At 34.4% G+C, this 13,047-nt stretch carries 8 protein-coding genes; 4 read left to right on the forward strand and 4 right to left on the reverse strand.

From position 1 onward, the window contains the following. Positions 1–97 precede the first annotated feature (97 nt). The gene (locus ABD692_RS16940) at positions 98–1,051 is read left to right on the forward strand and encodes a helix-turn-helix domain-containing protein (protein ID WP_344768860.1); all 954 of its coding nucleotides are present in this window, start codon (positions 98–100) and stop codon (positions 1,049–1,051) included. A gap of 2 nt (positions 1,052–1,053) precedes the next feature. On the opposite strand, the gene ABD692_RS16945 is transcribed toward ABD692_RS16940, so the two are convergent. Beyond that, the gene (locus ABD692_RS16945) at positions 1,054–2,073 is read right to left on the reverse strand and encodes a LacI family DNA-binding transcriptional regulator (RefSeq protein WP_316760197.1); all 1,020 of its coding nucleotides are present in this window, start codon (positions 2,071–2,073) and stop codon (positions 1,054–1,056) included. Positions 2,074–2,246: 173 nt separating this feature from the next. On the opposite strand from ABD692_RS16945, the gene ABD692_RS16950 reads away from it, so the two are divergent. Continuing rightward, positions 2,247–3,599 (forward strand): Gfo/Idh/MocA family protein, encoded by a 1,353-nt coding sequence (locus ABD692_RS16950; RefSeq protein WP_344768863.1) that lies wholly within the window; start codon positions 2,247–2,249, stop codon positions 3,597–3,599. Positions 3,600–3,673: 74 nt separating this feature from the next. Here the strand turns inward: ABD692_RS16950 and ABD692_RS16955 are convergent, their stop codons facing one another. The 3 genes from ABD692_RS16955 to ABD692_RS16965 all read right to left on the reverse strand — a co-directional run bounded on the left by ABD692_RS16955 (position 3,674) and on the right by ABD692_RS16965 (position 7,467). Continuing rightward, positions 3,674–5,182 (reverse strand): carbon-nitrogen hydrolase family protein, encoded by a 1,509-nt coding sequence (locus ABD692_RS16955; protein WP_316760202.1) that lies wholly within the window; start codon positions 5,180–5,182, stop codon positions 3,674–3,676. Between the two features lie 334 nt (positions 5,183–5,516). Then, positions 5,517–6,539 carry a Holliday junction branch migration DNA helicase RuvB gene (ruvB, locus tag ABD692_RS16960; RefSeq protein ID WP_316760205.1) on the reverse strand — a complete coding sequence of 341 codons (1,023 nt, stop codon included), beginning with the start codon at positions 6,537–6,539 and terminating at the stop codon, positions 5,517–5,519. 31 nt (positions 6,540–6,570) lie between these two features. Further along, positions 6,571–7,467, reverse strand: coding sequence for a 3-hydroxybutyryl-CoA dehydrogenase (locus tag ABD692_RS16965; protein ID WP_316760206.1), 897 nt, complete (start codon positions 7,465–7,467; stop codon positions 6,571–6,573). A 421-nt stretch (positions 7,468–7,888) separates the two neighbouring features. On the opposite strand from ABD692_RS16965, the gene ABD692_RS16970 reads away from it, so the two are divergent. Together ABD692_RS16970 and ABD692_RS16975 are read left to right on the forward strand one after the other, a co-directional pair. Beyond that, positions 7,889–11,014, forward strand: coding sequence for a SusC/RagA family TonB-linked outer membrane protein (locus ABD692_RS16970; RefSeq protein ID WP_344768867.1), 3,126 nt, complete (start codon positions 7,889–7,891; stop codon positions 11,012–11,014). A gap of 12 nt (positions 11,015–11,026) precedes the next feature. Continuing rightward, complete coding sequence (locus tag ABD692_RS16975; RefSeq protein ID WP_344768869.1) at positions 11,027–12,634, forward strand: RagB/SusD family nutrient uptake outer membrane protein; 1,608 nt, start codon at positions 11,027–11,029, stop codon at positions 12,632–12,634. Positions 12,635–13,047: the final 413 nt, after the last annotated feature.

Here is a 13,047-nt window from a genome sequence, read left to right on the forward strand (position 1 = left end):
CAATTAATAACGCTAAACGGATTATTAAGAAGTATTCTAAATAATCACTATAGCTATAATAGCATTAAAATAATTATATCTAAAAAAACTAATATAAATGGAGGTTAAACTGTCTGATTATGCATCGGGAAAACTTATTTGCCATAATGTTTATCCTAATAATTTTGATGTAGGAAATAGTTTAGAAGAGCGAAACCATCAATTAAAAAGTCCAAGTTATAGCCTTCAAATTCTGGAAAATTGGTATGAAGGCACACACATTAGTATTGTAAACATTAATGCTTCAAAACCTGGGGAAATCCTATTAGAAAATCCTAACCAGTTCGTGGCGTTCTTATTTTGTTTAGAAGGTAAGATTACTTGTAGAAACACAAATAATAATGACATAGTTAAATTATGCAAAAATGAGCAGAGCATAATTTTAAGAGGGGAGAACAATCTAGTAATCAATTTTATAGATAATACGCATTACATTTATATACAATTGACAAAAGCGCATTACAAAAAATTAACGGGTAATAATTTTGTTGATGATATTGATGCCTTTAAAACCTTGGAAATCGATGCCGAGATTAAGTTAATTTTATATGATTTAATAAATCAAAGAAACCAAAGTAGAGTAAAGAAAATATTTTTTGAGGCTCAAATATATCGGCTATTAGTGTTCTACATTAATAAAGCCGAGCAAAAAACAGCTGTATCTTTAAAAAAGGATGATATTATTAAAATTTTATATGCAAAAGAGCTGGTCGAAAAAAATATTCAATTTCCAAATTCATTGATTGAGTTATCTCGTAAATCAGGTATAAACGATAATAAGTTAAAAAAGGGCTTTAAAGAATTAACTGGAGAAACTGTTTTTGGCTATCTTAATAAAATAAGGATGGAAAAAGCTTTTTATTACTTATCAAAAGAAAAGAAAAGCGTAAACGAAGTTGCCTTTTTAGTCGGCTACAAAAACCCACAACATTTTACAATGGCATTTAAAAAACGATACAATATTTTACCTGGAAGTATTAATAAAACAAAGTTTTTTAGCGCAAACGTTTGATTTTAATTATTTTGTTTTTTATTAATAATTAAATCTGATTCTACTAATGTGTTATAAAACGCCTGATTTTCAGTATTTTGACTATTTATTAGATCGAGTAATATATTAGTAGCCTTTTGACCTTGCAGGTAAGGATATTGTTCTACAGATGCAATTGGAGTATAATCAAGATATTTCATCATTGGTAAATTAGCATAACTTACCACATCAATTTCTTCAGCAATTTTTAATTTCTTTAAATGTTTAATTAAAAAGAGCGATACATAATCATTAAAAGCTACAATTGCTGTTGGTTTTCTTTTATGATTAATTAAAAGTTCGGCAGCTTCAATTGTGCCTTCTTCAGTTAAATCACAGTTTAGAACCAGCGATGGATCGAATTTTAGCCTGTTAAAATTAATTGCCTGCATATAACCTTCTTTTCTTTCGCCACTGGCGAATAGAGTAGTAGGGCCGTTTATCATACCAATAGTTCTATGCCCTTTTTTCAGCAAAAAGTTTACTGCTTTTATTGTTGCATTTTCTAACGAACAAGCTACATAATGGGCATTTTTAAATGGTGGAATTCTATCAAAAAATACAACAGGAATATTAAAGGCTTTAAGCTTCTCGAAATGATCGAAATTAGAAGTATCCTTGCAAATAGATACCAATAAGCCATCAACACGTTGGTTTTTCATTTTATCAACCAATTGAACTTCTTTATCAAAGCTGTCATGTGATTGAGCAAAAATTACGGTATAATTTTTCTTTAAAGCCTCATCCTCAATTGCAGAAATTGCAGTAGAAAAAAAATGCTCAGATAATTCGGGAAGGATAACACCTAAAGTATAGGTTTTCCCTTTCTGAAAAAGAATGGCGGCATTGTTTGGCTCGTAATTTAAAGACTTAGCAAGTTGTTTAATCTTTTCGCGTGTAACCGCACCGATACTAGGGTGATCATGTAAACCCCTTGATACGCTTGAAGGCGAAAGGTTTAGAATTTTGGCTATTTCTTTTATGGTTGTAGGCTTCGATTGCATTTGGATTGCTAAGCTATACAAAATTTGTTTTCATTGTAATATTACAAAATAAATCAAACGTTTGCGTGATTTTTTTTAGTTCATTTTCTTTAATTAACTTTTAAATATCTATACATTCGATCGACACAACTACGTGAAACTAAATATTTCTAACCCTATTACCTTATTAATTTATGAACAGAAGACAATTTGTAAGAAATGCAGGATTAACTACAGCTGCTATTGCTGCCATTCCAGATAAAACTTTATTTGCATCGCAAGCCGATGAAAAAATTAAAGTTGTTATGATTGGTGTAGGCTTACGCGGTCAAAACCATTTGAATTTACTTTTGAAAAGAGCAGACGTAGATTTAGTTGCAATTTGTGATGTAGATGATCGCATGATACAAATGAGCAAGGCAATTATTGCAAAAAGCGGTAAGCCAATGCCAAAAATTTTTACTGGTAGTAAAGATGCCTGGAAAAAACTACTTGAATTAAAAGGAATAAAAGCGGTTGTAATTGCAACTCCATGGGAACTTCACAAGCCCATGATATTAGGTGCAATTGATGCGGGTATTAAATACGTGGCAACTGAAGTGGTTTTGGGAATAAATCTGGAAGATCATTGGGATGTTGTACATGCAGCCGAAAAAAATAATGCCCATGTTATGATGCTTGAAAATGTTTGTTATCGCAGAGATGTAATGGCTGCATTAAATATGGTTCGTCAAGGTATTTTTGGTGAAATGATTCACTTTCAAGGCGGTTATCAGCACGATTTAAGAGAAGTTAAATTTAATGATGGTGTTAATCCTTACGGACATGGAGTGGAATTTGGTGAGAAAGGATTTTCTGAAGCAAAATGGAGAACAAATCATTCTGTTTATCGTAACGGCGATTTATATCCTACACACGGAATCGGGCCAGTTGCTCAGTGTATTAATATAAATCGCGGAAACCGTTTTGTTAAATTAAATTCATTCTCTACAAAAGCTTTAGGCTTACATAAACATATCGTTGAAGAGGGTGGAGCAACACATCCTAACGCAAAGGTTAACTTTAAACTTGGAGATATTGTAACGACAACTATTGGCTGCGCAAACGGCGAAACCATTATTTTACAACACGATACAAATTCGCCACGCCCTTATTCGTTAGGGTTTAGGTTTCAGGGCACTAAAGGATTGTGGATGGATGTAAATAACGGTATTTATGTAGAAGGTGTAAGTAAACCTCATACTTGGGATAAAGCAAAAGAATGGTTAGATAAATATGATCATCCGCTTTGGAAAAAATACGGAAGTGACGCCCAAGGTGCTGGACACGGTGGAATGGACTTTTTTGTAATACATGCATTTATTGAAGCTGCAAAACGAAATGAACCAACGCCTTTAGATGTTTATGATGCTGCCGCCTGGAGTGCCATTACACCTTTGAGTGAGCAATCTATAGAAATGGGTAACGAAACTATTGATTTTCCAGATTTTACTGGCGGACAATGGATGAGCAGAAAACCTATTTTTGCATTAAACGATGATTATTAGAAATTCACAAACAAATAAATCGGTTTTATAGAATGATAAAATGAGCCTATTCAAAGTGAATAGGCTCATTTTTTTTATTTCAAAAGCTTAGTCTGATATAAATCGGTTCTTCTATCTTTCAAAACTTTAACGGTTCCATAATGGTGTAATTCATCTAAAAGATGTAAATCTACATCAACTACTAAAACCATTTCTGTATTTGGGGTTGCTTCGGCTTTTACCGCATTAGTTGGAAATGCAAAATCAGAGGGTGTAAATACAGCCGATTGAGCAAACTGAATATCCATATTATTAACCTTTGGTAAATTACCTACGCAACCAGCAATTGCTACATAACATTCGTTTTCTATAGCCCTTGCCTGAGCACAATGTCTTACTCGTGTATATCCGTTTTGTGTATCGGTTAAAAACGGAACAAACAAAATCTGCATACCTTGGTCTGCATAGATTCTACTCAATTCTGGAAATTCAACATCGTAACAAATCAAAATACCAATTTTGCCACAATCAGTATCAAATACCTGAACTTTATCGCCGCCAATCATTCCGTAATATTTTTGCTCATTCGGTGTAATGTGAATCTTTCTATACTCATCTATTTTACCCGTTCTATGGCATAAATAAGTCGCATTGTATAATTTTCCATCATCTAACAATGGCATGCTTCCAGTAATAATATTTACGTTATAACTCAAGGCATATTCATGCATCCGATCAACAATTTCCTGAGTTTTTTCAGCCAGTTTACGCATAGCTTCAATTTCTGGCAAGTGGTTATACGGCTGCAATAACGGTGTATTAAACAGCTCTGGAAACATGATAAAATCTGATTTGTAGCCACTTAATGCATCTACAAAAAATTCTACCTGTTCATAAAAAACATCCATATCAGGAAATAAACGCATTTCCCATTGTACCAGGCCCAAACGGATCGTCATTGCAGAACGAGCAGAAGCATCTACGCCCTGATAATAAATATTATTCCATTCGATGAGCGTTGCATATTCTTTCGATTCTTTGTCGCCAGGCAAATAATTTTTTAAAACTTTTCTTACGTGAAAATCATTAGAAATCTGGAAAGTCAGGGTAGGGTCGTAAATTTCCTTTGCTTTAACTTTATCAATGTATTGCCTCGGCGTTAAAGTTTCTGCAAAAGTATGGTAGCCAGGAATTCTTCCTCCAGCAATAATACTTTTTAAGTTTAAACTTTCGCAAAGCTCTTTACGGGCTTCGTATAATCTGCGACCTAAACGTAAACCGCGAAAATCGGGGTGAACAAAAATTTCAATCCCATACAGTGTATCTCCGTTAGCATCATGGGTAGTAAAAGAATAATCGCCTGTAATTAGTTTATATGTATGTCTGTCGCCGTATTCATCATATTCTACAATAATTGATAAAGAACAAGCAACAACTTTATCATCGACAGCTATACAAAGCTGACCTTCAGGAAAAATATTTAGAAGTTTAGCAATACTTGATTTTGGCCAAATCGATCCGCCCATACTGTCGTAGGCCTGCAACATCGATTCCTTTAAATCAGCATAATCTTCGAGCGTTAACTTACGTAATTCAATATTCATATTTGTTGGTTTTACATTTAATGAACAGAGAAATGAGGTTAATGTTTTTGAATCTTCAGATGATTTAGATTTTTACAATTCTTTTTGATGATTCAGCATCACTCTTTTTAGGAATGTTTTGTTTAAGTTTTAGGATGAATGAAAATGAAACCTCATACATTATTCGAGGAGGTATATTAAGGATTACAATACTTTATTAGCAATTGCAGACTTATTTGTTTCCCGCAGATTTTCTTAGATGAGGGAGCGCAGATTTAAAATGATTGTGTTTTTATCAACTAAAGAAATCCGTGAAGATCTGCGGATTTTATCATTTTAAATCTGCGTGAAAATATTAAAACAATTTACCCGTTTGACCTGGATAATTCTTTTTTAAATGTTTATAAGCAGCCTCTGTAACCTCACGTCCGCGAGAAGTACGCATAATGTAACCTTCCTGAATTAAAAATGGTTCGTAAACCTCTTCAATCGTACCTTCATCTTCACCAACGGCAGTTGCAATTGTTTTTAAACCAACTGGCCCACCTTTAAACTTATCGATAATGGTAACCAGAATTTTATTATCCATCTCATCCAAGCCATGTTCATCAACGTTTAGGGCATTTAAGGCATAACGGGCAATTTCAGTATCTATGTTTCCATCGCCTTTTATCTGAGCGAAATCTCTCGTTCTACGTAAAAGCGCATTGGCAATACGCGGTGTACCACGGCTACGTCTGGCAATTTCATAAGCACCTTCATCGCTAATTGGCGTTTTTAAAATTTCAGATGAACGAAGTACAATCGTTGTTAGAAGCTTTGCATCATAATAAGCTAAACGAGCATTAATACCAAAACGAGCACGCAAAGGCGCCGTTAAAAGGCCTGAGCGAGTTGTGGCACCAACCAAAGTAAAAGGATTTAAGGATATTTGTACCGAACGAGCATTTGGGCCAGTTTCGAGCATAATATCGATCTTAAAATCTTCCATTGCCGAGTATAAATATTCCTCTACTAAAGGTGATAAACGATGTATTTCATCAATAAATAAAATATCACCTTCATCTAAACCTGTTAATAGTCCAGCTAAATCACCAGGTTTATCTAAAACAGGACCAGAAGTTACCTTAATACCCGTAGCCATTTCATTGGCTATAATGTGCGACAAAGTTGTTTTGCCTAATCCTGGAGGGCCATGTAACAAAACATGATCTAAAGCTTCACCGCGAAGTTTTGCTGCCTGAACGAAGATTTTCAGGTTTTCCATCACTTTTTCCTGCCCAGTAAAATCTTCAAAAGCCTGCGGACGCAAAACCCTTTCAATATCTCTATCGGTAGGTGTTAAATTGCTTGCTTCTGGATCCAGATTTTCATTCATAGAGCAAATATAAAATTAAATGCTAAAAAAATTAGGATTTTTTAAATTTGTTAGCAACAACCAATTCTTTCGAACCTGGAGTATATTGATAGAAACCTTCGCCGGTTTTGATACCTTTCTTACCTGCAGCAACCATATTAACAAGCAATGGGCATGGTGCATATTTTGGGTTTCCAAAACCATCATGAAGGACTTTTAGTATCGCTAAACAAATATCCAAACCAATAAAATCAGCTAGTTGTAACGGCCCCATTGGATGAGCCATTCCTAATTTCATTACGGTATCAATTTCGTATACGCCTGCAACACCTTCAAACAAAGTATAAATTGCTTCATTTATCATTGGCATTAAAATTCGGTTGGCAACAAAACCAGGATAATCATTTACTTCAACCGGTGTTTTTTGTAGGCTTTCTGAAAGTTGCATTATGATTTTTGTTGTTGCATCGCTAGTTTGGTAACCGCGGATAACTTCAACAAGTTTCATTACAGGAACAGGATTCATAAAATGCATTCCAATTACTTTATCGCCCCGATTGGTTACCGCAGCAATTTGAGTAATCGAAATTGATGATGTATTTGATGCTAAAATAGCATCAGCTGGAGCATGGGCATCTAAATCCTTAAAAATTTTAAGTTTTAAATCAACATTTTCTGTCGCTGCCTCAACAATTAAATCAGCATTTTTTACACCTTCTTCAATTGATGTATAGGTTTTGATGTTGTTTAATGTTTCCGTTTTTTGAGTTTCGGTTAATGTGGCTTTGCTCACTTGTCTATCCAAATTTTTGGTAATCGTTTGCAAAGCCTGATCTAATGCTACCTGATTAATATCAATTAGATTTACCTCATATCCAAACTGGGCAAAAGTGTGTGCAATACCATTTCCCATTGTTCCCGAACCTATAACTGAAATTTTTTTTATCATTTTGGTTAGTTTTATTAAAAGTATTCGCTAACTATTGCTAATACTTTGTTTCAATACTGATTTAATATCAAAATTATCTTTATTTTCTTTACGAAAGGGCTTCATAATAGAAAAAAATGTTCTTTTTAAATAAAAACAGTGATTTAACATTAATTTAATTATTTATCGACACAAATATTCAGTTCATCGTTACTTAACACTTTATATTTTTCGAATCAACTTTATTAGTTCTCGAATTATTAATCATCGCATTTGTTCGTAAAGAACAGGAAATCCTCTCAAGCTTTCCAATATGATGAAAAATACTGACTAATCATTTTAGTGGTACAGTTAAGCAGGACTTTCTCCAGTTCTTCAACGGCTATGCTATGATTAGTTCTTCAAATGTATTATTAACTATTTAAACTAAAATTAAATGTAAATGAAAAGAAAACTACTAAAGTGTTTGTTGTTCTTTATGGTATTGCTGGTAACAAAAGTTTCGGCGCAGGAGAGAACTATTACTGGTGTGGTAACCTCAAAAGATGATGGTTTACCAATTCCAGGTGTGAGTGTGAAAGTTATTAATAGCAAAATTGGCGTTTCTACAGGAGCTGACGGAACTTATTCGATTAAGGTTGGCGGATCATCGGTTCTACAATTTTCATCAATTGGTTATTCAACCCAGAATATTTCTACTGGAAAATCTATTAAACTTAATGTATCGCTAGTATCAGATACAAAAGCTTTAACTGATGTTGTCGTAATTGGTTATGGTACAGCTAAACGTAAAGATGTTACAGGTTCGGTCGCGAGTATTAAAGGCGAAGACTTAGCTGGAAAACCAGTTGCCAGTTTCGATCAGGCGCTTGCTGGTAAAATTACCGGCGTACAGGTAACAAATTCGAGTGGCATACTGGGTGCGGCACCACGTATTCGTATTCGTGGTACTAACAGTATATCTTCAGGAGCTGATCCATTATATGTTGTTGATGGAATGGTTATTATTTCTGGCGGTTCTAGTAGCGTTGCATCTGTAAACCCGTTAGGAGATATTAACCCGAATGATATTCAAAGTGTTGATGTATTAAAAGACGGTGCAGCTACGGCTATTTATGGTTCAAGAGGCGCTAATGGTGTAATCATTATTACTACAAAAAGAGGTACAAAAGGAAAAACCCAGGTTAATTACAACTCCTGGTTTGCCTGGGCAAATGTTGCTAAACGTTTTGATTTGTTAGATGCACAAGAATTTGTAACCATTGCAAACGAAAAACTTTATAATTCTGGTACAACTACACCACAAGCGGTTTTAGGTTACGATGCATCAGGTAATGTAATTAATACCAACTGGCAAGATTTGGTTTTTAATAAAGATGCTTTCCAACAAAACCATAACATTTCATTTAGCGGAGCAACGGATTTATCTAACTATTATTTCTCTTTAGGATACGCCGATTTAAAAGGCACAACTGTAGGAAACAATCAAACTAAGTATCAATTTTCGGGCAAATTTGAGCAAAAAGCTTTAGATAATTATTTAACTTTTGGAGCAAGTATAACTGGCTCTTACGTTAAAAATACAGGTTTAAATTCAGGCACAAGTTCGTTATCTGGCAATATTGGTAATGCAATTAGGGCCTTACCGAATGTTGGTGCTTTTAATGCTGATGGTTCTTACAATTTAAGTTCGGATAATGCTCGTTTGGGTAGAGGCGCCAACTTAAAGGAAATTGATGATAACTATACAAATATCAAATACGTATTGGATCATAATATTTTCAGTAATCAAACATTTAGTTTGCTGGGAAATGCTTTTGTAGATGTTAAAATTATTGATGGTTTAAATCTTCGTTCGCAAGTTTCTACTCAAAATATGTTTGGAGAGGACTATAGATATTTAGATCCTTTACATGGAGATGGAGGTAGCGCAACCAAAGGGTCGGAGCTTCAACAATATATTCCTGTTTCCAGATATAGTTGGACAAATACGGCTACTTATAACAAAACGATTGGCGATCATTCATTTGGTGCAACGGTTGGTTTAGAATATCAAAAATCTAGCAGCAGGTATTTTTATGCAAGTGGTTCTCAATTGTCGAGTACATTTTTTAGCGGAGAAAATATAATTAGTAACTCGCTAACTCAATCTACTTTCGATATTGGTGGTGGAGTATCAGAAAATGCTTATAAATCGTATTTCGCGAGAGCAAATTATGCGTACAAAGATCGTTACTTAGTATCTGGAACCTATCGAATTGATGCAATTTCTTCACTTCCATTAGGGAATCAAAGTGCAAAACTTCCCGGTGCATCTATCGGATGGAGAATTTCTCAGGAGGATTTCATGAAAGGAAATTTAAAATTCATTAACGATTTAAAAATTCGTGGTGGATATGCTAAAACTGGTAATACAGATATTGGTAATTATCCGTTTGCTGGAACTTTTGGTGCAGCTACTTATGGTGTACAAAGCGGTTTAGCTTATACTCAGGTTGGTAATAGTTCATTAAAATTTGAAACAAGTGGTAAATATGATGTTGGTATTGATGCAACAATGTTTGATAGTCGCATTACGTTAACAGCTGATTACTTTAAAAACAATATCGATAATTTGATTCTTGCTGCGCCAACAGCTCCTTCGTTAGGTGTTCCTGGTAACTCTATTAATCAAAACGTCGGTAAAATGTACAATAAGGGTTATGAATTTGCGGTTAGTGCAGATATTTTTAGAGATAGTCCGTTTAAATGGAATACATCTTTTAACATCACTTTTGTTAAAAATAAAATTACGCAACTTTCTAACAACAATTCTGATATTACATATACCTATAACGTTAATAGAGTTGGCGAATCAATTGGTTCTTTATATGGATATGAATATGCTGGCGTAAATCCTGCGAATGGTAATCCACTGTATGTAAAATCGACTGGACAAATTATTCAAGGTAACATTGCTAATCAAACGTACTATGTTTATGATGCTGCTAATCCGACCGCTTTAACTACCGCTACCACTTTAGCAGCTTCAGATAAGAAGATATTAGGACAATCTAACCCAACTTATTATGGTGGATTAGTAAATACTTTCCGTTATAAAGGTTTCGATTTAAATATCAATATGGTGTTTTCTGGTGGAAACAAAGTGATGAACATTACCCGTCAGGAAAGTCTTTTAAATCAAAAATTCTTAAACAACGGTACGGAAATTTTAGAAAGATGGACCACTCCAGGACAAGTTACCAATGTGCCAAAAGTTTATTATGGAAGAGATGCCTTTACAAACTTAACATCGAGTACTTCATCTCGTTTTGTTGAGGATGGTAAATTTATCAGAGCTCAGGATCTTGTTTTAGGCTATACTTTCCCTAAATTATTTACTGATAAAATCAAGCTTAGCCGATTACGCCTTTACGCACAAGTACAAAATGCTTTTGTGATAACTCCATATTCTGGTTTAGATCCTGAATTAAATTATAGTACATCAACTAATAGCCAGGCTGGTTTGGATTACAATACCAACCCGAAAGCCAGAACATTTTTAATTGGTTTAAATGTTGGATTTTAAGAACATACTGATATGAAGAATTTTAAAATAGAAAATAAATTTATTTACGCAATCTTACTCTTAATTACATTTTCGGTAAGTTCTTGCAAAAAATACACAGAGTTAAACCCAATTAACTCCCTTTCTGAAGCTACCGCTTTCGACACGCCTGCAAACATAGAACTAGTAGCTGCTGGAGTTTATAATACAGCAGCGGTGGGTACATACAGTGGCGGTTCTGGTCGTGGTTATCCTTTTGGGGCAGCCTCAATAGAGCAAGGCGAAATGAGAGGTGAAGATATGGTGAATTTGGCAACATTTTTTCAGATCACTTACGAATCTACTTATACTTCTACAACCGCAAATAACATTAATCTTTGGAGTAATTTATATGCTTTAATAAATCAATGTAATATACTTATTGCTGGGGTAGAAGCTGCTGCAGCAAAAGGAACGATAACAACTGCTGTATCTACTCAATATTCTGCCGAAGCTCGCTTTTTAAGAGCATTAGCTCATCACGAGTTGGTTATCAATTTCTCACGTCCTTATGTTGATGGAAATGGAAGTAATGTTGGCGTGCCTTACCGTACGGTAGCAGTTAATTCAACTGATGCCGTAACGTCGCAGGTTTTAGTTCCAAGAGGAACAGTTGCAGAAGATTATACTAAAATTTTAGCTGATTTAGATTATGCCGAAACAAATCTTCCTGCAACGAGATCTACCTATGCGATTACAAGAGCTACAAAAGGGGCTGCAATTGCATTAAAAACTAGAGTTAAACTTCACATGAATGATTTCGCAGGTGTAATAACCGAAGGTGCTAAACTGGGTACTTCTGCAGCAGCAGGACCATATACAAGTGCTATTGGTAATTATGCTTTAACAACATCACCTGACGGGCCTTTTACGAGCTTTAGTAACAATACAGAATCTATTTTTTCGATAGAAAATAGTGCTGCTGCGAACGGTGGCGTAAATGGCGCATTACCAAATATGTTTGGTCCTGCTAGTTTAGGTGGTCGCGGTTTGGTTGCAACAAGTCCTAATTTGTATAATGCTGCATTTTGGGTAACTGGCGATACCAGAAGAACACTTTTACAAATTCAGCAAACTACCACAGGTGCAAAATATTTCTTCAATTATAAGTTTAGAGATTACACTAATAAAACAGATTACGCACCAATAATTCGCTATGCTGAAGTTTTATTAAATGTTGCAGAGGCTTATTCGAGAACTATTGCGCTAGATACAAGGGCCTTAAGCCTGTTAAATGCAGTAAGAAACAGGGCAGTTCCAACTGCTAGTCAATATACTATTGCTAGTTTTACAACTCAAAATGCACTTACCCAAGCCATATTAAATGAGCGTAGAATAGAATTTGCTGGTGAGGGTAGAAGATGGCCAGATATTACAAGGTTATCTCAGGATGCTAATTTCCAGGTAGCTGGGGGTGGAATTCCTGCTAAAATTTTAGTTACAGCCTTAAGTGGAACTGGTACTAATTGGGATGTTACTTTGAGACCAACAACAGTTGCAGGAAAAGCATCAATAGCTTACAGCGATTACAGGTACATTTGGCCGATTCCGACCGATGAACTTAACGCAAATCCAAACATAGCCAAAAACCCAGGTTATTAATATTGCTTATTTTACCAAATGCAAAAGTCATTCTGTTTACAGAATGACTTTTGTCGTTTAAACAATCATATAGTTTAATTTTTATCAAATTTTCAGCAAAACTAATAAGCTTTAATTAGTTGATTAACAAAATTTTAAAGTTAAATTTTGTTAAAATAACTGATGAAAATATAAGCTTTATTTTTAATCGATACATACCAATTATTCATCGATACTAGCTATAAAAATGCTCGTTTTCTTATGATATTTGATTCATCAAGAAAAACAAATAAGCTTTTCAATTGCTTATTAAATAAAGAAAATAGCCGTTAAGATTTTTAAAAATCGAAACGTTTTTATAAAGATACTTCCTAGTAAATTTAGGTTAGTTAATGATTAGTTAAAAAATAGAGATATGGCTGGATAGCGTATCT

Origin of the sequence: Pedobacter ginsengiterrae, from assembly GCF_039537385.1 — a bacterium.
Taxonomy (GTDB): domain Bacteria; phylum Bacteroidota; class Bacteroidia; order Sphingobacteriales; family Sphingobacteriaceae; genus Pedobacter; species Pedobacter ginsengiterrae.

Excerpts from the sequence above, each read along its gene's own strand:
- ABD692_RS16940 (WP_344768860.1), top strand. The coding sequence starts at position 98 with ATGGAGGTTAAACTGTCTGATTATGCATCGGGAAAACTTATTTGCCAT.
- ABD692_RS16945 (WP_316760197.1), bottom strand. The coding sequence starts at position 2,073 with ATGCAATCGAAGCCTACAACCATAAAAGAAATAGCCAAAATTCTAAAC.
- ABD692_RS16950 (WP_344768863.1), top strand. The coding sequence starts at position 2,247 with ATGAACAGAAGACAATTTGTAAGAAATGCAGGATTAACTACAGCTGCT.
- ABD692_RS16955 (WP_316760202.1), bottom strand. The coding sequence starts at position 5,182 with ATGAATATTGAATTACGTAAGTTAACGCTCGAAGATTATGCTGATTTA.
- ruvB (WP_316760205.1), bottom strand. The coding sequence starts at position 6,539 with ATGAATGAAAATCTGGATCCAGAAGCAAGCAATTTAACACCTACCGAT.
- ABD692_RS16965 (WP_316760206.1), bottom strand. The coding sequence starts at position 7,467 with ATGATAAAAAAAATTTCAGTTATAGGTTCGGGAACAATGGGAAATGGT.
- ABD692_RS16970 (WP_344768867.1), top strand. The coding sequence starts at position 7,889 with ATGAAAAGAAAACTACTAAAGTGTTTGTTGTTCTTTATGGTATTGCTG.
- ABD692_RS16975 (WP_344768869.1), top strand. The coding sequence starts at position 11,027 with ATGAAGAATTTTAAAATAGAAAATAAATTTATTTACGCAATCTTACTC.